This window comes from Bacillus halotolerans, from assembly GCF_004006435.1.
Classification (GTDB): Bacteria; Bacillota; Bacilli; order Bacillales; family Bacillaceae; genus Bacillus; species Bacillus halotolerans.
Genome location: NZ_CP029364.1, coordinates 1,031,016 through 1,051,881, shown reverse-complemented (window position 1 = coordinate 1,051,881; position 20,866 = coordinate 1,031,016). Strand labels below are relative to the sequence as shown.

The following is a 20,866-nucleotide window of genomic DNA, read 5'->3' as shown; positions in this document are numbered from 1 at the left end:
TGTTAATTCAAGTTTTATTATAAATCGCACAGCGATGTGCGTAGTCAGTCAAACTGAGGTCTGCACGATGCAGATCACGCAGATGTTGCCACAGGATGTGTGGAACTTAATCTGCGATCCATTTATCGGAGAGTTTGATCCTGGCTCAGGACGAACGCTGGCGGCGTGCCTAATACATGCAAGTCGAGCGGACAGATGGGAGCTTGCTCCCTGATGTTAGCGGCGGACGGGTGAGTAACACGTGGGTAACCTGCCTGTAAGACTGGGATAACTCCGGGAAACCGGGGCTAATACCGGATGCTTGTTTGAACCGCATGGTTCAAACATAAAAGGTGGCTTCGGCTACCACTTACAGATGGACCCGCGGCGCATTAGCTAGTTGGTGAGGTAATGGCTCACCAAGGCAACGATGCGTAGCCGACCTGAGAGGGTGATCGGCCACACTGGGACTGAGACACGGCCCAGACTCCTACGGGAGGCAGCAGTAGGGAATCTTCCGCAATGGACGAAAGTCTGACGGAGCAACGCCGCGTGAGTGATGAAGGTTTTCGGATCGTAAAGCTCTGTTGTTAGGGAAGAACAAGTACCGTTCGAATAGGGCGGTACCTTGACGGTACCTAACCAGAAAGCCACGGCTAACTACGTGCCAGCAGCCGCGGTAATACGTAGGTGGCAAGCGTTGTCCGGAATTATTGGGCGTAAAGGGCTCGCAGGCGGTTCCTTAAGTCTGATGTGAAAGCCCCCGGCTCAACCGGGGAGGGTCATTGGAAACTGGGGAACTTGAGTGCAGAAGAGGAGAGTGGAATTCCACGTGTAGCGGTGAAATGCGTAGAGATGTGGAGGAACACCAGTGGCGAAGGCGACTCTCTGGTCTGTAACTGACGCTGAGGAGCGAAAGCGTGGGGAGCGAACAGGATTAGATACCCTGGTAGTCCACGCCGTAAACGATGAGTGCTAAGTGTTAGGGGGTTTCCGCCCCTTAGTGCTGCAGCTAACGCATTAAGCACTCCGCCTGGGGAGTACGGTCGCAAGACTGAAACTCAAAGGAATTGACGGGGGCCCGCACAAGCGGTGGAGCATGTGGTTTAATTCGAAGCAACGCGAAGAACCTTACCAGGTCTTGACATCCTCTGACAATCCTAGAGATAGGACGTCCCCTTCGGGGGCAGAGTGACAGGTGGTGCATGGTTGTCGTCAGCTCGTGTCGTGAGATGTTGGGTTAAGTCCCGCAACGAGCGCAACCCTTGATCTTAGTTGCCAGCATTCAGTTGGGCACTCTAAGGTGACTGCCGGTGACAAACCGGAGGAAGGTGGGGATGACGTCAAATCATCATGCCCCTTATGACCTGGGCTACACACGTGCTACAATGGACAGAACAAAGGGCAGCGAAACCGCGAGGTTAAGCCAATCCCACAAATCTGTTCTCAGTTCGGATCGCAGTCTGCAACTCGACTGCGTGAAGCTGGAATCGCTAGTAATCGCGGATCAGCATGCCGCGGTGAATACGTTCCCGGGCCTTGTACACACCGCCCGTCACACCACGAGAGTTTGTAACACCCGAAGTCGGTGAGGTAACCTTTATGGAGCCAGCCGCCGAAGGTGGGACAGATGATTGGGGTGAAGTCGTAACAAGGTAGCCGTATCGGAAGGTGCGGCTGGATCACCTCCTTTCTAAGGATATTTACGGAATATAAGACCTTGGGTCTTATAAACAGAACGTTCCCTGTCTTGTTTAGTTTTGAAGGATCATTCCTTCGAAACGTGTTCTTTGAAAACTAGATAACAGTAGACATCACATTCAATTAGTAACACAAGATATCACATAGTGATTCTTTTTAACGGTTAAGTTAGAAAGGGCGCACGGTGGATGCCTTGGCACTAGGAGCCGATGAAGGACGGGACGAACACCGATATGCTTCGGGGAGCTGTAAGCAAGCTTTGATCCGGAGATTTCCGAATGGGGAAACCCACCACTCGTAATGGAGTGGTATCCATATCTGAATTCATAGGATATGAGAAGGCAGACCCGGGGAACTGAAACATCTAAGTACCCGGAGGAAGAGAAAGCAAATGCGATTCCCTGAGTAGCGGCGAGCGAAACGGGATTAGCCCAAACCAAGAGGCTTGCCTCTTGGGGTTGTAGGACACTCTATACGGAGTTACAAAGGAACGAGGTAGATGAAGAGGTCTGGAAAGGCCCGCCATAGGAGGTAACAGCCCTGTAGTCAAAACTTCGTTCTCTCCAGAGTGGATCCTGAGTACGGCGGAACACGTGAAATTCCGTCGGAATCCGGGAGGACCATCTCCCAAGGCTAAATACTCCCTAGTGACCGATAGTGAACCAGTACCGTGAGGGAAAGGTGAAAAGCACCCCGGAAGGGGAGTGAAAGAGATCCTGAAACCGTGTGCCTACAAGTAGTCAGAGCCCGTTAACGGGTGATGGCGTGCCTTTTGTAGAATGAACCGGCGAGTTACGATCCCGTGCAAGGTTAAGCAGAAGATGCGGAGCCGCAGCGAAAGCGAGTCTGAATAGGGCGCATGAGTACGTGGTCGTAGACCCGAAACCAGGTGATCTACCCATGTCCAGGGTGAAGTTCAGGTAACACTGAATGGAGGCCCGAACCCACGCACGTTGAAAAGTGCGGGGATGAGGTGTGGGTAGGGGTGAAATGCCAATCGAACCTGGAGATAGCTGGTTCTCTCCGAAATAGCTTTAGGGCTAGCCTCAAGGTAAGAGTCTTGGAGGTAGAGCACTGATTGGACTAGGGGCCCCTACCGGGTTACCGAATTCAGTCAAACTCCGAATGCCAATGACTTATCCTTGGGAGTCAGACTGCGAGTGATAAGATCCGTAGTCGAAAGGGAAACAGCCCAGACCGCCAGCTAAGGTCCCAAAGTATACGTTAAGTGGAAAAGGATGTGGAGTTGCTTAGACAACCAGGATGTTGGCTTAGAAGCAGCCACCATTTAAAGAGTGCGTAATAGCTCACTGGTCGAGTGACTCTGCGCCGAAAATGTACCGGGGCTAAACGTATCACCGAAGCTGCGGACTGTTCTTCGAACAGTGGTAGGAGAGCGTTCTAAGGGCTGTGAAGCCAGACCGGAAGGACTGGTGGAGCGCTTAGAAGTGAGAATGCCGGTATGAGTAGCGAAAGAGGGGTGAGAATCCCCTCCACCGAATGCCTAAGGTTTCCTGAGGAAGGCTCGTCCGCTCAGGGTTAGTCGGGACCTAAGCCGAGGCCGAAAGGCGTAGGCGATGGACAACAGGTTGATATTCCTGTACCACCTCCTCACCATTTGAGCAATGGGGGGACGCAGGAGGATAGGGTAAGCGCGGTATTGGATATCCGCGTCCAAGCAGTTAGGCTGGGAAATAGGCAAATCCGTTTCCCATAAGGCTGAGCTGTGATGGCGAGCGAAATATAGTAGCGAAGTTCCTGATTCCACACTGCCAAGAAAAGCCTCTAGCGAGGTGAGAGGTGCCCGTACCGCAAACCGACACAGGTAGGCGAGGAGAGAATCCTAAGGTGATCGAGAGAACTCTCGTTAAGGAACTCGGCAAAATGACCCCGTAACTTCGGGAGAAGGGGTGCTCTGTTAGGGTGCAAGCCCGAGAGAGCCGCAGTGAATAGGCCCAGGCGACTGTTTAGCAAAAACACAGGTCTCTGCGAAGCCGTAAGGCGAAGTATAGGGGCTGACGCCTGCCCGGTGCTGGAAGGTTAAGAGGAGCGCTTAGCGTAAGCGAAGGTGCGAATTGAAGCCCCAGTAAACGGCGGCCGTAACTATAACGGTCCTAAGGTAGCGAAATTCCTTGTCGGGTAAGTTCCGACCCGCACGAAAGGCGCAACGATCTGGGCACTGTCTCAACGAGAGACTCGGTGAAATTATAGTACCTGTGAAGATGCAGGTTACCCGCGACAGGACGGAAAGACCCCGTGGAGCTTTACTGCAGCCTGATATTGAATGTTGGTACAGCTTGTACAGGATAGGTAGGAGCCTTGGAAACCGGAGCGCCAGCTTCGGTGGAGGCATCGGTGGGATACTACCCTGGCTGTATTGACCTTCTAACCCGCCGCCCTTATCGGGCGGGGAGACAGTGTCAGGTGGGCAGTTTGACTGGGGCGGTCGCCTCCTAAAAGGTAACGGAGGCGCCCAAAGGTTCCCTCAGAATGGTTGGAAATCATTCGCAGAGTGTAAAGGCACAAGGGAGCTTGACTGCGAGACCTACAAGTCGAGCAGGGACGAAAGTCGGGCTTAGTGATCCGGTGGTTCCGCATGGAAGGGCCATCGCTCAACGGATAAAAGCTACCCCGGGGATAACAGGCTTATCTCCCCCAAGAGTCCACATCGACGGGGAGGTTTGGCACCTCGATGTCGGCTCATCGCATCCTGGGGCTGTAGTCGGTCCCAAGGGTTGGGCTGTTCGCCCATTAAAGCGGTACGCGAGCTGGGTTCAGAACGTCGTGAGACAGTTCGGTCCCTATCCGTCGCGGGCGCAGGAAATTTGAGAGGAGCTGTCCTTAGTACGAGAGGACCGGGATGGACGCACCGCTGGTGTACCAGTTGTTCTGCCAAGGGCATCGCTGGGTAGCTATGTGCGGACGGGATAAGTGCTGAAAGCATCTAAGCATGAAGCCCCCCTCAAGATGAGATTTCCCATTCCGCAAGGAAGTAAGATCCCTGAAAGATGATCAGGTTGATAGGTCTGAGGTGGAAGTGTGGCGACACATGGAGCTGACAGATACTAATCGATCGAGGACTTAACCTAATTTCTAATGATGTCACACCTGTTATCTAGTTTTGAGAGAATATCTCAAAAAAACTCTTGACTTTTCAAGATATACATAGTATAATGTTAAATGTCACTGAGATTGTCTGGTGATGATGGCGAAGAGGTCACACCCGTTCCCATGCCGAACACGGAAGTTAAGCTCTTCAGCGCCGATGGTAGTCGGGGGTTTCCCCCTGTGAGAGTAGGACATCGCCAGGCAGACTTCATTCCGCAGTAGCTCAGTGGTAGAGCTATCGGCTGTTAACCGATCGGTCGTAGGTTCGAATCCTACCTGCGGAGCCATTATTGGAGAGCTGTCCGAGTGGTCGAAGGAGCACGATTGGAAATCGTGTAGGCGGTCAACTCCGTCTCAAGGGTTCGAATCCCTTGCTCTCCGCCACTGATATTTATACATAATCACAATTGAAAGTCTGGGCCCGTTGGTCAAGCGGTTAAGACACCGCCCTTTCACGGCGGTAACACGGGTTCGAATCCCGTACGGGTCATTATATGATGGAGGATTAGCTCAGCTGGGAGAGCATCTGCCTTACAAGCAGAGGGTCGGCGGTTCGAGCCCGTCATCCTCCACCATTATCATCGCGGGGTGGAGCAGTTCGGTAGCTCGTCGGGCTCATAACCCGAAGGTCGCAGGTTCAAATCCTGCCCCCGCAACCAATTAAAATCAAATGGTCCGGTAGTTCAGTTGGTTAGAATGCCTGCCTGTCACGCAGGAGGTCGCGGGTTCGAGTCCCGTCCGGACCGCCATTTAAATAATAAGGCTCGGTAGCTCAGTTGGTAGAGCAACGGACTGAAAATCCGTGTGTCGGCGGTTCGATTCCGTCCCGAGCCACCACCTATGCCGGTGTAGCTCAATTGGTAGAGCAACTGACTTGTAATCAGTAGGTTGGGGGTTCAAGTCCTCTTGCCGGCACTGTTTTTTCAAAACTTAATGTGGAGGGGTAGCGAAGTGGCTAAACGCGGCGGACTGTAAATCCGCTCCCTCAGGGTTCGGCAGTTCGAATCTGCCCCCCTCCACCATTTATAGGGGCATAGTTTAACGGTAGAACAGAGGTCTCCAAAACCTCCGGTGTGGGTTCGATTCCTACTGCCCCTGCCAAATTTATGACATCTTGAGATTATGGCGGTTGTGGCGAAGTGGTTAACGCACCAGATTGTGGCTCTGGCACTCGTGGGTTCGATTCCCATCAATCGCCCCATATTATCATTGGGCTATAGCCAAGCGGTAAGGCAACGGACTTTGACTCCGTCATGCGTTGGTTCGAATCCAGCTAGCCCAGTCTCACTTTTTTATATCAATTGAATATAATGTATTAAGTCCCTTAAGATGCGGAAGTAGTTCAGTGGTAGAACACCACCTTGCCAAGGTGGGGGTCGCGGGTTCGAATCCCGTCTTCCGCTCCAATTACGGCGGCATAGCCAAGTGGTAAGGCAGAGGTCTGCAAAACCTTTATCCCCGGTTCGAATCCGGGTGTCGCCTTTCTTTTGCCGGGGTGGTGGAATTGGCAGACACACAGGACTTAAAATCCTGCGGTAGGTGACTACCGTGCCGGTTCAAGTCCGGCCCTCGGCACCAATTTTACTTACTTGATAAGTTAAATTGGTGTTTGTGCTTGAAAATATAATGAAGCTAATCATATCAATGATCTACTTATGTAGATCATTTTTTTATTGTATGAAAGTGTCGATGTAAGCATTGGGCTGTATTTCATAAAAAGTCGCTTTAGCCCTTTATTATTATATTCCCCAAAAAACTTTTTGAAATACATTGACACTTTATCATATCCATGATATATTTATATTCGTCGGTTAGATACGACGTAAAACTTGCCGGTGTGGCGGAATTGGCAGACGCGCACGACTCAAAATCGTGTTCCTTCTGGAGTGTCGGTTCGACCCCGACCACCGGTATACAAAAGAACCCCGTTTCTTACTTATGTAAGAAACGGGGTTTCGTTTTTATTAAAAGAAGGAGCCTATATTAATAAGCAGAGGCTCCTTTTTGTTATTTACTCAGCATATTGGTCGATGATCTCTTCTAAGACCTCTTCAAGTTGTTCGATATCATCAAGCTCTGATTGTCTGAAACGGACACGTACGAGCTGCTCTCCGTCATTATACATCTCTTCCAGCCATCCACGCAGGCCTCTTGCCCGGCGATCAACTTCGAAAATAATTTCTAAACCGTCTTCCTCTAAAAGAAAAATAAGCTCTAATTCATCAAGCATCTGACGGTAATAGCCTGATGTTGGAACAAACTCAAATTCTTGAACGAAAGGCAGACGGCGCTGGAAGTAAGATGCCTGTTCACAGTCTGCTTCGTTAAGACGGAAGCCAAGGTTCTCAATTGCTTCTAATACATTTTCAACCCAAGGATGTGCTTCTACGAAGATACGATCGTGATCTGATTTATCAATACCGCCTTGAATGTCAAGGTCTGTCACTACTGCGACTTCTACCTTCCCTACAGTAATCGGTGTATCAAGAGGCAGGATGAAGGAGAACGGAAATTGATGTTCTTCCCCAGGCTGAATGGTGAATGAACCAGTTACCCGAAAAGAATGAATTGTTGCGTGTTTCCGGCGCTCTTCATCGTCTTTTACAATGACATATCTTGTGTTGAGCTGTAAATCAATATAACGGATATCCTGGGCGATTTTCCCGCCTTTTACATGTACAGTTCCGCGGACTTCTTCTCCTGGACAATACGCATCTTTCTCCAAAATGGTATCGACTTTTGCTGCACCGATGCCGGCACTTGCGGCAAGTTTCTTAAAAAATGACATATTAGATCTTCCCCTTTTTCTTTTTCTCAACAGTTATACGTGGGAAGAAGGAAAAAAGGTTCATTTATTTTGAAATAAATGAACCTTTTTTCCTATATTCGTTTATCTGAGGGACAGACTAAAAGTGATGCTTAAGTATAGGAGGAGATATGAATGAATAAAGAAACGATGGTCGCTGATGAATTACATAGAATGTTTTTAGCTGGTGAGCTGCAAATCACAGTCGAGGAGGACATTAACAATCTTTCAGAAAGACTGAGAAGCGGTGAACTCAGATTAGACAGTTTGACCGGGGAAGACGCGTTTATAAAAGAAACAGTAAACGAAGCGTTAAGAAGAGTGGAGCAATAAAATAGAGAGACGGCTTCTCAAAATGAGAGACCGTCTTTTTTTATGGTTTAAGAAGCACTTTAATGGCTCCGTCTGTTTTCGTATCAAACACCTCATAACCGTGCTTTGCTTGATCTAACGGCAGAACATGTGTGATGATGTCGCCCGGATCTACTTTACCTGTAGCAATCAGTTCATACAGGTACGGCATATAATGAATGACGGGGGCTTGGCCGGTTCTAATATTTACGTTCCTTTGGAAGATGTCTCCAAATGGAAATGCATTGTATCTCATTCCGTACACACCTGTCACTTGAATTGTGCCGCATTTTCTGACAGCCTGTGCCGCCGTTACCAGCGCACCCATGGCTCCGCCGTGCATTTTAACACCGGTGGCGAGAAATTCAAGCGGGGACATTTTGCCGTCCATTCCGACGCAGTCGATGACGACATCTGCACCGCCCTGTGTGATTTCTTTCAAATATGAACCAGCGTTTTCGTGATGCTCGAAATTAACGATTTCTACATTGTTTGTTTTTTTTGCGTGCTGAAGGCGATAGTCTACATAATCCACTGCAATGACTCTTTTGGCGCCTTTCATCCATGCGAATTTTTGCGCGAGCAGCCCGACAGGACCGCAGCCGAGAATAATGACGGTATTTCCCTCTTTTACTCCTGCGTTGTCTACGCTCCAATAGGCTGTCGACATAGCGTCTGAAAGCAATACCAATTTCTCATCTTCTACTTCACAGTCATCAGGAAGTTTAAAGGGAGTGAAGTTAGCATAGGGGACGCGCATGTATTCAGCCTGGCCTCCGGGATAGCCGCCTGCTGAGTCTGAATAGCCAAAATAAGCACCGACTTCGCCGTTTGCATTTGAATTGTCACATTGGCTTTCAAGCTGGTTTTTGCAGAAAAAACATTCGCCGCAGCTGACGTTAAACGGTATGATGACACGATCGCCTTTTTTAACCTTGTGAACGTCGGGGCCTGTTTCTTCAACAATGCCCATTGGTTCATGGCCGATGATATAATCTTCAGGAAAATTGGGAACCATGCCGTGAATTAGGTGTAAATCAGATCCGCAGATTGCTGTGGTTGTCAGTTTGACGATGATATCATCAGGTTTTTTGATTTCTGGCGCTTTTACCTCTTTGACGCGGACGTCTTTAATGCCTTGATAAGTAACAGCTTTCATTCATGATGTCTCCTTATTGTTTAGTGATCGGGCGTTGCGAATGTTCCGAGACGGTTCGTGTTATCGGGGAAAAGTTTTAGCCCGGCGATATCAACGGCTGTTTGTGCTGATTTCATATCGATTTGAAATTGTTTGTCCAAGTCAGAAGGGAAAAGCCAGCCTTTTTCCATCATGAGCTGTGATAGTTCTCCGTGCAGGTAAATAGCTGCGTCTAATTGATTGCGCAATGCTGTTCTGAGTTCTGGGCTTGCGGTTTCCGTGATGGCGACAGCATAATTTTTGATACCGGTTTTTACGGAAATTAAGAAATCTAGGGCAAGTGCTGAATCAGCAAGGTCAGGCATGCCTTTTGCGTTTTTCGGGTCTAAGAAATCGTTCAATGATAGTCACCTCCTGTTATTGTCGGGGCCTTTTGATAGAGGCTCTGAAGCTCAGTTACGTCCCGTACAGACTGCTGTACATCCTTCTCCATAAGGGCTCTCAGTTCCTGATCGAACACCAGTCCCTGCATCATTTTTGATTTAAGTAAACATACGGTTTTGAAGTTGAGGATTTCGTGTAAATCAACTGTTTCGTGGTTTGCCAAACGGTCTTGTTCCATTTTTTCGGTCACCTCCTGATTCAAAGGTATTTTTACCTTGTATCATGCTTTTATGCGAAAGTGCTATAATGGGTAAAATATTTTCTTGGGGAGTCGGATGATGAAACAGATTATTGCGATGGGCGGCGGAGGTTTTTCAATGGAACCAGATCATCTGGTTCTTGATCAATTTATCATTAATCAGTCAAAGCATCCCTCACCTCGCATTTGTTTTTTGCCAACGGCAAGCGGGGATGCGGAGAACTATGTTCAGCGGTTTTACCATGCTTTTCAAAAGCTTGATTGTGACCCGTCTCATTTGTCTTTATTTAAGCCGCCGACAACAGATTTAGCCTCCTTTATTATGGAGAAAGATGTGATTTATGTCGGCGGGGGAAATACAAGAAATTTGCTGGTGCTGTGGAAGGAGTGGGGACTGGATCACATATTGAAAAAAGCTTGGGAGAACGGGATTATTTTAGCGGGATTAAGTGCAGGTGCGATCTGCTGGTTTGAAGAAGGTGTGACGGATTCTGCCGGACCGCTGACCGGGTTGAAAAGCTTGGGTTTTTTGCAAGGCAGTTTTTGTCCTCATTATGATGGAGAAAAGGATCGGAGACCTACATATCATCACATGATATCAGAGAAAGCGTTGAGCAGCGGTTATGCGGCGGATGATGGAGCAGCTCTTCATTTTATTGATGATCAGTTTTTTCAGGCTGTGAGTTCAAGAACTGATGCAAATGCGTATCAGGTGGTGCTTCATGAAAATGAAATCTCTGAAATAGCATTGCCGATTACATATTTGTCTTGAATTTGCTGAATATTTTATACATTGCTCTTTTTTTCAGTTTGTTTTTATGATACGATAAGTGCGAAATTAATAGTTACTGGGGGTGCCCGCTGACGGGCTGAGAGAGAAGATATGCTTCTTAACCCTTTGGACCTGATCTGGTTCGTACCAGCGTGGGGAAGTAGAGGAATTGTTTTATTATTGCTGAATACTGCAATAATATGTTTCTTTCTGACTGTAACCGGGTTCATTCAATTGAATCCGGTTTTTTGTGCTGGTTATGGGCTTGATTTTGTCCTTTCAAACAAAGAGAGGGGAAGGATAAGTGATGCAAAATCATTCAGTGCAGCAAGCCAACATTTCCATTATGTCGAGTTTTTCGGGGAGTAAAAAAGTATATGTAGAGGGGGCTTCGCCGGATATTCAAGTGCCGATGAGAGAAATTGAACTCAGTCCGACAACAGGATCATTCGGCGAAGAGGAAAACGCGCCGGTTCGTGTCTATGATACAAGTGGACCGTATACGGACCCCGATGTAAAAATTAATATTCAAGAAGGTTTAAAACCGCTTCGGCACAAGTGGATCACTGGGCGCGGCGATGTTGAAGAATACAATGGACGTGCTGTGAAGCCAGAAGACAACGGCTATAAAAAGGCTAACCCTAATGTAAGCTATCCCGGGTTAAAACGGAAACCGCTGCGGGCGAAAACGGGCCAAAATGTCACTCAAATGCATTATGCGAAAAAGGGGATAATTACCCCTGAAATGGAGTTTATCGCTATTCGTGAGCATGTGTCTCCCGAATTTGTCAGAGATGAAGTAGCCAGCGGCCGGGCGATTATTCCAGCAAATATTAATCATCCGGAAAGTGAACCAATGATTATCGGCCGAAATTTCCATGTGAAAATTAACGCGAATATCGGGAATTCAGCAGTTACATCTTCGATTGAAGAAGAAGTGGAAAAAATGACGTGGGCGATTCGCTGGGGAGCAGATACGATGATGGATCTTTCCACGGGGAAAGATATTCATACGACGCGTGAATGGATTATCCGAAATTGCCCGGTTCCTGTTGGCACCGTTCCGATCTATCAAGCGCTTGAAAAAGTAAACGGTGTAGCGGAGGATTTAACGTGGGAAATCTACCGTGACACGCTGATTGAGCAGGCTGAACAGGGTGTGGATTATTTTACGATTCACGCGGGTGTTTTGCTGCGATATGTGCCGCTAACTGCTAAACGGACAACGGGAATTGTGTCACGCGGAGGAGCGATTATGGCACAGTGGTGTCTGGCTCATCATAAGGAAAGCTTTCTGTATACTCATTTTGAAGAAATTTGTGAAATTATGAAGACGTATGATATTGCCTTTTCTCTTGGAGACGGGCTTCGCCCAGGGTCAATTGCCGATGCCAATGACGAAGCGCAGTTTGCTGAATTAGAGACTCTCGGAGAACTCACGCAAATTGCCTGGAAGCATGATGTTCAAGTGATGATTGAGGGGCCGGGTCATGTGCCGATGCATAAAATCAAGGAGAACGTCGATAAACAAATGGAAATCTGTAAAGAAGCGCCTTTTTACACGCTAGGGCCGCTGACGACGGATATTGCACCGGGCTATGACCACATTACATCGGCGATCGGAGCGGCGATGATCGGCTGGTACGGTACGGCCATGCTTTGTTATGTGACGCCGAAGGAGCATCTCGGGCTGCCAAACCGTGAAGATGTGCGGGAAGGGGTTATTACATACAAAATTGCGGCGCATGCGGCTGACCTTGCAAAAGGGCATCCGGGAGCGCAAATACGAGATGACGCTTTATCAAAAGCCCGCTTTGAATTCCGCTGGCGAGACCAATTTAACCTGTCGCTTGATCCGGAAAGAGCGCTTGAATATCATGATGAGACCCTGCCTGCTGAAGGGGCGAAAACGGCTCATTTCTGTTCGATGTGCGGGCCGAAATTTTGCAGCATGAGAATTTCTCAGGATATCCGTGATTATGCCAAAGACAAAGAGCTTAATGAGTGGGATGCCATTCAAGAGGGCATGAAAGAAAAAGCCGAGGAATTTGTGAATCAAGGGAGCAAACTTTATAAGTAACAGTATAGAAAGTCATTGACAGGCCGAATTGAATACGTTTAAATATAGCTAATATACATTTCCAACATTTGCTGATCGGATCACCGAAGGCTCTTATCTTTTGAGATAAGAGCCTTTTTTATTTTTAAAGGAGGGAGAAATGATGGGAACCAAAAAAGAGAAAGGGAGAAGACGCTTCAGAAAACGAAAAACATATGGCAATCAGATGCTGCCGCTGGCGCTTCTTATTGAAAAGAACAAGCGGGAGATAATGAATAGTGAGGAGTTAATGGAAAAAATTTATATGAAGATTGACGAGAAGCATACGGCAATCCGTAAATCTATGTAAAAAACCCGCTGAATAAGGGACTGACCCCATAAGATGAGACAAATAAAAAACACCTTCAAGTTTGAAAACGGATAGTTGTTATCCGAAATAAGACTTGGAGGTGTTTTTTGTATGGGAACAAGAATGAGTTATCCGATTGAAGTCAAACAGAAGGCTGTAGAAATGAGATTGGCAGGCGTGCCTATGAAAGAGATCATGCAGGAATTGAATATCAAGAATAAGACGCAGGTTCAAACATGGGTTAGATGGCATAAAGCTGGAGATACACATCGATTTGAACAGCCTGTTGGTAAGCAATACACTTACGGAAAAGGTCCGGAGTATTCTTCCGAATTAGAGAAACTGCAGGCAGAGAACCGTTATCTGAGACAACAAAATGAAGTTTTAAAAAAGTACAACGAATTGGAAAGGAAGTTGATAGCCAAACGTCAGTCGAACTTGTAGAAGTATTGCACGGCACAATGACCGTACAGAATATCTGTGTTCATTTAGGTATCTCACGAGCGTCTTATTATCGTTGGAAGAAGAACCTGATGAAAGATCATCCCAAGCGCCATTTGGAAAAACAAATCGGCACGTTGTGCCGAGAGCACAAGTATCGATATGGATATCGAAAAATTACAGCTATATTAAAAAAGGGAATGCGTATTAACCATAAAACGGTTCAGCGTATCATGCAGAAAAATCAGTGGCAGTGCCGGGTTAAGGTGAAAAAACGCAAGAAGAATGGGCAGCCATATGCCGTGGTCGATAACATATTGAATCGGAACTTTCAGTCCGATCATCCTCTTGAAAAACTAGTAACGGATATCACGTATTTGCCTTATGGACAGAAACAATTGTACCTTTCCAGTATATTGGATGTATACAATGGAGAAGTAATTGCTTTCACGATTGGAGATAAGCAGGACACAGACTTTGTCTTAAACACACTTGATCAACTGCCAACACTGCCTCAGAACTGCGTGTTACATAGTGACCAAGGATCTGTGTATACATCTTATGAGTATCAGAAAGCTGTTAAAACAAAAGGCATTACCATGAGCATGTCCCGCAAAGGGACGCCCGCTGATAATGCCTCCATCGAATCGTTTCATTCCTCACTAAAGTCTGAAACGTTCTATCTTAACAGCATTAATCGAACCACGACCGCCATCGTAGAACGCACTGTCAAAGAATACATTTATTATTATAACAACATTCGTATTCAAACGAAACTAAACAGCCAATCACCGATAAGCTATCGGCAATTGGCTGTATAAAAGTGTTTTGATCCCTGTCTCAAAAACAGGGGTCAGTCCCATAACAGCGGGTTTTTTTCTATGCTATTAAACTTCTTTTTTAATCGGCAAACCTAAGCCCTCTGCTATGCGTCTTCCGTATTCAGGATCAGCTTTGTAAAAGTGCTCGATTTGGCGGAGTTTGATATCTTCTTTTTCTACTGGTTTCATTGCATTTACGATATTTTCTACAAGGCGTGTGCGTTCCTCTTCGCTCATTAAACGGTAGAGATCGCCTGCTTGTGTGTAGTGATCATTGTGATCGTAGCTTACGCTGTCAGCCATTCCTTGTACTGGATAAGCTGCTTGTTTATCCTCAGGTGACTCAGTCGGTCCGCCGAAGCTGTTTGGCTCGTAGTAGACGGAGCCGCCGCCGTTATTGTCAAAGCGCATTTGTCCGTCACGCTGATAGTTTCTTACTTCGTTGCGTGCGCGGTTGATCGGCAGGGCCTGGTGGTTTGCTCCGACACGGTAGCGATGCGCATCATGATACGCAAACAGACGCCCTTGAAGCATTTTATCCGGTGATACATCAATACCGGGGACCAGTGTTCCAGGTGAGAATGTTGCTTGTTCTACTTCTGCAAAGTAGTTTTCCGGATTTCTGTCAAGAACCATACGGCCGACTTCAATGAGCGGATAGTCTTTTTGAGACCATACTTTTGTGACATCAAACGGATCGAAGCGGTACGTATTTGCATCTTCTAAAGGCATGATTTGCACATATAATTTCCATGCAGGGAAATCGCCGTTTTCGATTGCATTGAACAGATCTTCAGTATGATAATCCGGGTTTTCACCGGCAATTTTTGCTGCTGTCTTCACATCAAGGTTCTTCACGCCTTGTTCTGTTTTAAAGTGATACTTGATCCATACGCCTTCGCCTTCGGCATTTGTCCATTTGAATGTATGGCTACCAAAACCGTGCATGTGGCGAAGTGTAGCAGGAATTCCGCGGTCAGACATCAGGATCGTCACTTGGTGTAGAGATTCCGGTGAAAGTGACCAGAAATCCCATACAGCTGTAGGATTTTTCAAGTGTGTTTTTGGATCTCTTTTTTGTGTATGGATAAAATCAGGGAACTTAATCGCATCGCGGATGAAGAATACCGGCGTATTGTTGCCGACGATGTCATAGTTTCCTTCTTCAGTATAAAACTTAACAGCAAATCCGCGCGGGTCGCGAACGGTGTCAGCAGAGCCAAGTTCACCGGCAACTGTTGAGAAACGGATGAACAAAGGTGTGCGTTTGCCGACTTCTGATAAGAAAGCAGCTTTTGTATATTTTGTTACATCGTTTGTCACTTCAAAATAACCGTGTGCGCCTGCACCTTTAGCATGAACGACACGCTCAGGAACACGTTCTCTGTTAAAATGGGCCAATTTTTCGAGTAAGTGTACATCTTGGATTAAAGTTGGTCCGCGAGAACCGGCAGTCATTGAATTTTGATTATCTCCAACTGGAGCTCCCCAGCTAGTTGTCAGTTTATTTGAACTCATGTCATCACCTCTTGGAATTGATAAGAACATAATATCATCTCTAAGTAAAAAGTCAATATTATTTTATAATGATTATAAAATAATCATTTGTATAATACGATAAAAACTATTGAAAAAAGCAGAAAACCCTTGGCAGAACAGTTTAATAGAGATGATCGAGGGTTCATAGAAATAAGCGCTATTTGCGAATATGAAAAGTAAGTGATAAACATTCATCCAAAAAATGTTGAATAAAAAAGAGTTGACATATCGGAATAATTTGAATTAACATGATATTCAAACAAAAAAACAATTGGGCAGCTGATCGGACCGCCGAAGGCTCTCATCTCTACAAAAACAGAGATGGGGGCCTTTTTGTTTTTTTAGAAGGCGGGGTTGGCAGAAGGAGAGGGATAAAAGTGGCTGTGACCATCAACATCAAGGAAAAAGCATTTGCTCAAGAAGGCCGCCAAACTACGGTCTTGGAGAATATTCAATTATCAATTGCACCGGGTGAGTTTTTAACGATCATCGGACCGAGCGGATGCGGAAAAAGCACACTTTTAAAGATAATTGCAGGACTTGATTCTGATTTTAGCGGGAGTGTCGAAATTAACGAACGCTATGTGACTGCACCAGGTATTCAGCAAGGATTTATTTTTCAGGAACACCGTCTTTTTCCTTGGCTGACGGTTGAGCAGAATATTGCCGCCGATTTGAATTTGAAAGATCCTAAAGTCAAACAGAAGGTAGATGAACTGATCGAGATTGTCAGATTAAAAGGATCGGAGAAAGCATATCCGCGTGAGCTGTCGGGCGGTATGTCTCAAAGAGTGGCCATCGCACGAGCTCTTCTGCGGGAGCCGGAGGTGCTGCTTTTGGATGAACCGTTCGGTGCGTTAGACGCGTTTACTCGAAAACACCTTCAAGACGTGCTGCTGGATATATGGCGGAGGAAAAAGACAACGATGATACTCGTCACTCATGATATAGATGAATCTGTTTATTTAGGGAATGAGATTGCGATCCTAAAAGCCAAACCGGGAAAAATTCACAAGCTGATGCCAATTCATCTGGCTTATCCCCGAAACAGGACGACGACTGATTTCCAAGCGATCAGACAGAAAGTGCTGTCGGAATTCGAAAAAACAGAAGACTTTGAGTATGCAGAAGGATCAGGGATATAGAAAGGGCTGAAGCAGAGATGAAAAAAGGAATCATTGTATTGGCATCTATTTTTTTTCTGCTGGCAGGGTGCGGAGCAAATGGAGCCAGCGGTGATAAAAAACCATTGAAAGAAATTCGGATCGGAATACAGCAAAGCTTAAGCCCGCTTTTAATTGCCAAGGAAAAAGGCTGGTTTGAAAAGGCTTTTGAAAAAGAAGGCATCAAGGTGAAATGGGTGGAGTTTCAAAGCGGGCCGCCACAATTTGAAGGGCTTGCAGCAGATAAACTTGACTTTTCTCAAGTCGGCAATTCACCAGTGATCGCTGGACAGGCGGCAGGCATTGATTTTAAAGAAATCGGCTTGTCTCAGGACGGATTAAAGGCGAACGGCATACTTGTGAATCCAGCCAGCGGGATTAAGGAGGTCAAAGATTTAAAAGGAAAGAAAATTGCTGTAGCGAAAGGCAGCAGCGGCTTTGACTTTTTGTATAAAGCGCTTGATCAATCAGGCTTGTCAGCTGATGACGTGACCATTATTCAGCTGCAGCCTGATGAAGCGGCCTCTGCGTTTGAAAACGGTTCGGTTGACGCTTGGTCCATCTGGGAGCCGTACCTATCCTTAGAAACAATCAAACATGGAGCGAAACTTCTTGTGAACGGGGAAAGCACCGATTTATATTCACCAGGGTTTACATTAGTGAGAACAACATTCTCTAAGGAACATCCAGACGAAGTGGTCCGTTTTCTGAAGGTATTTAATCAGGCGGTTGTATGGCAAAAGGAACATCCGGATGAAGCGGCTGACTTGTATGCAAAAATAAAAGATCTCGATAAAAAGGTCGTTGAAAATGTGCTGAAAAATACGGAGCCTCTGAATGAGGTTATTAGTGAAGACATTATAAAAGCGCAGCAGGAGACAGCGGATTTTCAATTTAAAACAAAAGCGATAGATAAGAAAATTGATGTGAGAGAAGTTGTTGATAATTCATTTATCAAAAAAGCGTTAAAGGAAAAAGTCTCTGGAGGTGATCCATCATGAAAGCAGAGGCTGCAGGTTCACTGCCGAAAGCAAATGCTGAAGCGATACAAAGAAAGCCCCATAGAATCAAATACGGGTGGGCAAAGGGGCTTCTGCTGCCTGCTGTGATCATAGCCATCTGGCAGGTGATCGGCAGTCTTGGCATCGTGTCGGCGACAGTGCTCCCTACACCTATTGCGATCTTGCTGACGTTTAAAGAGCTCATTTTGACAGGCGAGCTCTTTGGCCATCTGCAAATCAGTATATACCGGGCAGCGCTTGGTTTTGTACTTGGTGCGGGGCTTGGACTTTTGATCGGAATTTTGGCCGGATTTTCAAAACGGACGGAATTGTATCTTGACCCATCATTGCAAATGCTCAGAACCGTTCCGCATCTGGCTGTCACGCCGCTGTTTATTTTATGGTTCGGTTTTGATGAAATATCGAAAATTTTGCTGATTGCGCTCGGCGCTTTCTTCCCTGTGTATATCAATACATTTAACGGCATTCGCGGAGTTGACGCTAAGCTGTTCGAAGTTGCCCGGGTGCTTGAATTTAAATGGCACCAGCAGATGACAAAAGTGATTGTGCCGGCATCCCTGCCCAATATATTGCTCGGCATTCGCTTATCGCTGGGTATTGCATGGCTTGGGCTTGTTGTAGCGGAGCTGATGGGTTCAAGCTCAGGGGTCGGTTATATGATCATGGATGCCAGACAATTTTCACAAACAAATAAAGTGTTTGCCGGGATTATCATTTTTGCGGTGGTTGGAAAGCTGACGGATTCTTTTGTCAGACTGCTTGAACGAAAGCTATTAAAGTGGAGAAACAGTTACGAGGGAAAATAGACGAAAAGGAGAGATTGATATGGACATTCTTTGGTTTATTCCGACACATGGAGATGCAAGGTATTTAGGGTCGGAAAGCGATGGACGGACGGCGGATCATGAATACTTTAAACAAGTGGCGCAGGCCGCTGACAGGCTGGGGTATACAGGAGTCCTTCTGCCGACGGGAAGATCGTGCGAGGACCCTTGGCTCACAGCCGCTGCGTTAGCCGGGGAAACAAAGGACTTAAAGTTTTTAGTCGCGGTACGGCCTGGGTTAATGCAGCCTTCTCTTGCAGCCAGAATGACCTCTACCTTAGATCACATTTCAGATGGACGGCTGCTGATTAATGTTGTGGCAGGGGGCGATCCGTACGAGCTAGCCGGGGACGGACTGTTTATCAGTCATGATGAGCGCTATGAAGCAACGGACGAATTTTTAACTGTTTGGCGGGGGCTTTTGCGCGGAGAAACGGTTACCTATGAAGGAAACCATATAAAAGTGGAAAACAGCAATCTGCTATTCCCGCCGCGGCAAGCACCGCACCCGCCTATCTATTTCGGCGGGTCCTCACAGGCTGGAATTGAAGTCGCGGCAAAGCATACAGATGTGTATTTAACGTGGGGTGAGCCGCCTGAGCAGGTAAAAGAAAAGATCGAGAGAGTCAAAAAGCAAGCGGAAAAAGAGGGAAGAACAGTGCGGTTCGGCATTAGGCTGCATGTGATCGCCCGTGAAACAGAACATGAGGCGTGGGAAGCGGCTGAGCGTTTAATCAGCCATTTGGATGATGACACGATTGCCAAAGCACAGAACGCTTTACGCCGTGCTGATTCTTCGGGTCAAAAGCGGATGGCGGAGCTTCATCGAGGCGATCGGACAAAGCTTGAAATCAGCCCGAATCTGTGGGCGGGTATCGGCCTGGTCAGAGGAGGGGCAGGCACGGCTCTTGTCGGAGATCCGCAGACCATTGCCGACCGCATAGCGGAGTACCAGGCCCTCGGCATTGAATCATTTATTTTTTCCGGCTATCCTCATTTAGAAGAAGCGTACTATTTTGCAGAGCTCGTCTTCCCGCTTTTGCCGTTCGAAAATGAGCGGACAAGGAAACTTCAGAAAAAAAGAGGAGAAGCCGTCGGTAACACTTATTTTGTCAAAGAGAATCATGCGTCAGTTTAAGTGAAAACACAGCCTCCGAACATGGTATGATAATCAAAAAAGGGGGCTGTTTTTTCTGAAAATACTTATAAGTGCCGTTACTCTGTTGGTCATGCTGTCTGCATGCGGAAATACGAAGCACATGGAAATCAAAGAGGCAGATGTTTCAGATATTGAAAAAAACAGAATGAAGATTGCGGCTCCGCATTCATTCGCTGCTGAAGTGACTAATATCAACGAAAGCATTTCTGAGGCTGACATGTACATTGAACATTACCAAAACGGAAAGCTTGTTGAAACGATAGGTCCGGTAACTGCTGATTTCACGGAAGAAAATCCCGATACATTACAATTTGTTTATTTTGAGAATGAGGAAGGGCAGAAAAAAATGAGCACCGTTCACTTTGGCATTGTTGATGAACAAGGGAGCAGCACGGCTGCTTCATCGTTTCAGCGTGACGTCAGCGCTGTACAGGAAATGACTCAAAATATATCATCAGCGGAGCCAATTTCTTTCGGGAAACCGATATTGATCGGCAGCAGCATAAAGGATTCTAACGGTACAATGAAAACCTCTGAAAACAAAAATGAACTGATCAATCATAAAGATGCTCTGCTTTATTATGTTGAATTGCATAAATAAAATGGACGGCTTCGGCCGTCTGTTTTACCGAGCGGTGTGCTTGCATTTTAGAATACATCGTGATACATTTTAAATCGTAAATATTACGATCTAAAGGAGGCTTTTTCTTGGCTAAGAAATCAAAAGTGGCAAAAGAATTAAAACGCCAGAAGCTTGTTGAACAATATGTTGCTATCAGACAAGAGTTAAAGGCAAAAGGAGATTACGAAGCACTCAGCAAGCTGCCGAGAGATTCAGCACCGGGAAGACTCCATAACCGCTGTATGGTAACGGGCCGCCCGAGAGGATATATGAGAAAATTTAAAATGTCCAGAATTGCTTTTAGGGAGCTGGCGCATAAAGGCCAAATTCCGGGTGTGAAAAAAGCAAGCTGGTAAGAAAAAAACTCCG

16 protein-coding genes, 16 tRNA genes, 3 rRNA genes and 1 riboswitch are annotated in these 20,866 nt (G+C 46.5%); of the genes, 30 read left to right on the top strand and 5 right to left on the bottom strand.

Going from position 1 to position 20,866, the window contains the following annotated elements; translation table 11 throughout:
• Window positions 1-122 precede the first annotated feature (122 nt).
• The 19 genes from DIC78_RS05370 to DIC78_RS05280 all read left to right on the top strand — a co-directional run bounded on the left by DIC78_RS05370 (window position 123) and on the right by DIC78_RS05280 (window position 6,701).
• Window positions 123-1,672, top strand: a 16S ribosomal RNA gene (locus tag DIC78_RS05370).
• A gap of 169 nt (window positions 1,673-1,841) precedes the next feature.
• Window positions 1,842-4,769: ribosomal RNA gene (locus DIC78_RS05365) — 23S ribosomal RNA — on the top strand.
• Window positions 4,770-4,875: 106 nt separating this feature from the next.
• Window positions 4,876-4,991, top strand: a 5S ribosomal RNA gene (rrf, locus tag DIC78_RS05360).
• Together the 16S, 23S and 5S rRNA genes with 16 tRNA genes alongside form the textbook arrangement of a ribosomal RNA operon.
• Before the next feature lie 9 nt (window positions 4,992-5,000).
• Window positions 5,001-5,075, top strand: a tRNA-Asn gene (locus DIC78_RS05355).
• A 5-nt stretch (window positions 5,076-5,080) separates the two neighbouring features.
• Window positions 5,081-5,172: transfer RNA gene (locus DIC78_RS05350), tRNA-Ser, on the top strand.
• A 34-nt stretch (window positions 5,173-5,206) separates the two neighbouring features.
• A tRNA-Glu gene (locus DIC78_RS05345) sits at window positions 5,207-5,278 on the top strand.
• A gap of 9 nt (window positions 5,279-5,287) precedes the next feature.
• Window positions 5,288-5,363, top strand: a tRNA-Val gene (locus tag DIC78_RS05340).
• 7 nt (window positions 5,364-5,370) lie between these two features.
• A tRNA-Met gene (locus DIC78_RS05335) sits at window positions 5,371-5,447 on the top strand.
• 13 nt (window positions 5,448-5,460) lie between these two features.
• Window positions 5,461-5,537 (top strand) — tRNA-Asp (locus DIC78_RS05330).
• Between the two features lie 12 nt (window positions 5,538-5,549).
• Window positions 5,550-5,625, top strand: a tRNA-Phe gene (locus DIC78_RS05325).
• Window positions 5,626-5,630: 5 nt separating this feature from the next.
• Window positions 5,631-5,703 (top strand) — tRNA-Thr (locus tag DIC78_RS05320).
• A gap of 22 nt (window positions 5,704-5,725) precedes the next feature.
• Window positions 5,726-5,810, top strand: a tRNA-Tyr gene (locus tag DIC78_RS05315).
• Window positions 5,811-5,815: 5 nt separating this feature from the next.
• Window positions 5,816-5,889, top strand: a tRNA-Trp gene (locus tag DIC78_RS05310).
• Window positions 5,890-5,913: 24 nt separating this feature from the next.
• Window positions 5,914-5,989, top strand: a tRNA-His gene (locus DIC78_RS05305).
• A 9-nt stretch (window positions 5,990-5,998) separates the two neighbouring features.
• Window positions 5,999-6,070, top strand: a tRNA-Gln gene (locus tag DIC78_RS05300).
• A 49-nt stretch (window positions 6,071-6,119) separates the two neighbouring features.
• A tRNA-Gly gene (locus DIC78_RS05295) sits at window positions 6,120-6,194 on the top strand.
• Between the two features lie 5 nt (window positions 6,195-6,199).
• Window positions 6,200-6,270, top strand: a tRNA-Cys gene (locus tag DIC78_RS05290).
• A 7-nt stretch (window positions 6,271-6,277) separates the two neighbouring features.
• Window positions 6,278-6,366 (top strand) — tRNA-Leu (locus tag DIC78_RS05285).
• Between the two features lie 253 nt (window positions 6,367-6,619).
• Window positions 6,620-6,701 (top strand) — tRNA-Leu (locus DIC78_RS05280).
• Window positions 6,702-6,799: 98 nt separating this feature from the next.
• Here DIC78_RS05280 and spo0M read toward each other — a convergent pair.
• A complete protein-coding gene (gene spo0M, locus DIC78_RS05275; RefSeq protein ID WP_127695636.1) occupies window positions 6,800-7,576 on the bottom strand; it encodes a sporulation control protein Spo0M in 777 nt (258 codons plus the stop codon).
• Between the two features lie 153 nt (window positions 7,577-7,729).
• On the opposite strand from spo0M, the gene DIC78_RS05270 reads away from it, so the two are divergent.
• Window positions 7,730-7,927, top strand: coding sequence for a hypothetical protein (locus DIC78_RS05270; RefSeq protein WP_010333477.1), 198 nt, complete (start codon window positions 7,730-7,732; stop codon window positions 7,925-7,927).
• A gap of 40 nt (window positions 7,928-7,967) precedes the next feature.
• Here DIC78_RS05270 and DIC78_RS05265 read toward each other — a convergent pair whose 3' ends face one another.
• The 3 genes from DIC78_RS05265 to DIC78_RS05255 are packed head-to-tail and all read right to left on the bottom strand — an operon-like array spanning window position 7,968 to window position 9,705.
• Entirely contained in the window at window positions 7,968-9,104 is a 1,137-nt protein-coding gene (locus tag DIC78_RS05265) for a zinc-dependent alcohol dehydrogenase (RefSeq protein ID WP_101863728.1), read from the bottom strand.
• A gap of 20 nt (window positions 9,105-9,124) precedes the next feature.
• Window positions 9,125-9,484, bottom strand: a complete 360-nt coding sequence (locus DIC78_RS05260; protein WP_010333479.1) for a spore coat protein — start codon at window positions 9,482-9,484, stop codon at window positions 9,125-9,127.
• On the bottom strand, window positions 9,481-9,705 hold the full coding sequence (locus DIC78_RS05255; protein ID WP_024120670.1) for a hypothetical protein: 225 nt from the start codon (window positions 9,703-9,705) through the stop codon (window positions 9,481-9,483). Before DIC78_RS05255 ends, DIC78_RS05260 begins: the two co-directional genes overlap by 4 nt.
• A 100-nt stretch (window positions 9,706-9,805) precedes the next feature.
• On the opposite strand from DIC78_RS05255, the gene DIC78_RS05250 reads away from it, so the two are divergent.
• The 4 genes from DIC78_RS05250 (at window position 9,806) to DIC78_RS05235 (ending at window position 14,168) form a co-directional block, all read left to right on the top strand.
• The gene (locus DIC78_RS05250) at window positions 9,806-10,498 is read left to right on the top strand and encodes a Type 1 glutamine amidotransferase-like domain-containing protein (RefSeq protein ID WP_127695634.1); all 693 of its coding nucleotides are present in this window, start codon (window positions 9,806-9,808) and stop codon (window positions 10,496-10,498) included.
• Between the two features lie 68 nt (window positions 10,499-10,566).
• Window positions 10,567-10,674, top strand: a riboswitch (TPP riboswitch).
• 131 nt (window positions 10,675-10,805) lie between these two features.
• A complete protein-coding gene (thiC, locus tag DIC78_RS05245; protein ID WP_127696911.1) occupies window positions 10,806-12,578 on the top strand; it encodes a phosphomethylpyrimidine synthase ThiC in 1,773 nt (590 codons plus the stop codon).
• Between the two features lie 142 nt (window positions 12,579-12,720).
• Window positions 12,721-12,906: an FbpB family small basic protein gene (locus DIC78_RS05240; RefSeq protein WP_024120673.1), complete on the top strand. Its 186-nt coding sequence runs from the start codon at window positions 12,721-12,723 to the stop codon at window positions 12,904-12,906.
• A gap of 111 nt (window positions 12,907-13,017) precedes the next feature.
• Window positions 13,018-14,168 (top strand): IS3 family transposase gene (locus tag DIC78_RS05235; protein ID WP_127695632.1). Its coding sequence is split into 2 segments (ribosomal slippage): window positions 13,018-13,291 and window positions 13,291-14,168, totalling 1,152 coding nucleotides; the frame shifts between segments, so codons are not numbered across the junction.
• Between the two features lie 66 nt (window positions 14,169-14,234).
• On the opposite strand, the gene katA is transcribed toward DIC78_RS05235, so the two are convergent.
• Entirely contained in the window at window positions 14,235-15,686 is a 1,452-nt protein-coding gene (katA, locus tag DIC78_RS05230) for a catalase KatA (protein ID WP_024120674.1), read from the bottom strand.
• A gap of 398 nt (window positions 15,687-16,084) precedes the next feature.
• Between katA and DIC78_RS05225 the strand changes: the two genes are divergently transcribed.
• The 6 genes from DIC78_RS05225 (at window position 16,085) to rpsN (ending at window position 20,853) form a co-directional block, all read left to right on the top strand.
• Entirely contained in the window at window positions 16,085-16,852 is a 768-nt protein-coding gene (locus DIC78_RS05225) for an ABC transporter ATP-binding protein (protein ID WP_106021576.1), read from the top strand.
• 17 nt (window positions 16,853-16,869) lie between these two features.
• On the top strand, window positions 16,870-17,871 hold the full coding sequence (locus DIC78_RS05220; protein ID WP_106021575.1) for an aliphatic sulfonate ABC transporter substrate-binding protein: 1,002 nt from the start codon (window positions 16,870-16,872) through the stop codon (window positions 17,869-17,871).
• On the top strand, window positions 17,865-18,698 hold the full coding sequence (locus DIC78_RS05215; RefSeq protein ID WP_127695630.1) for an ABC transporter permease: 834 nt from the start codon (window positions 17,865-17,867) through the stop codon (window positions 18,696-18,698). The genes DIC78_RS05220 and DIC78_RS05215 overlap by 7 nt, the downstream gene beginning before the upstream one ends.
• A gap of 19 nt (window positions 18,699-18,717) precedes the next feature.
• Window positions 18,718-19,854, top strand: a complete 1,137-nt coding sequence (ssuD, locus tag DIC78_RS05210; protein WP_103672353.1) for an FMNH2-dependent alkanesulfonate monooxygenase — start codon at window positions 18,718-18,720, stop codon at window positions 19,852-19,854.
• A gap of 91 nt (window positions 19,855-19,945) precedes the next feature.
• Window positions 19,946-20,476, top strand: a complete 531-nt coding sequence (locus DIC78_RS05205) for a hypothetical protein (protein WP_127696910.1) — start codon at window positions 19,946-19,948, stop codon at window positions 20,474-20,476.
• Between the two features lie 107 nt (window positions 20,477-20,583).
• Window positions 20,584-20,853, top strand: a complete 270-nt coding sequence (gene rpsN / locus DIC78_RS05200) for a 30S ribosomal protein S14 (RefSeq protein WP_024120680.1) — start codon at window positions 20,584-20,586, stop codon at window positions 20,851-20,853.
• The last annotated feature ends 13 nt before the right edge of the window (window positions 20,854-20,866 follow it).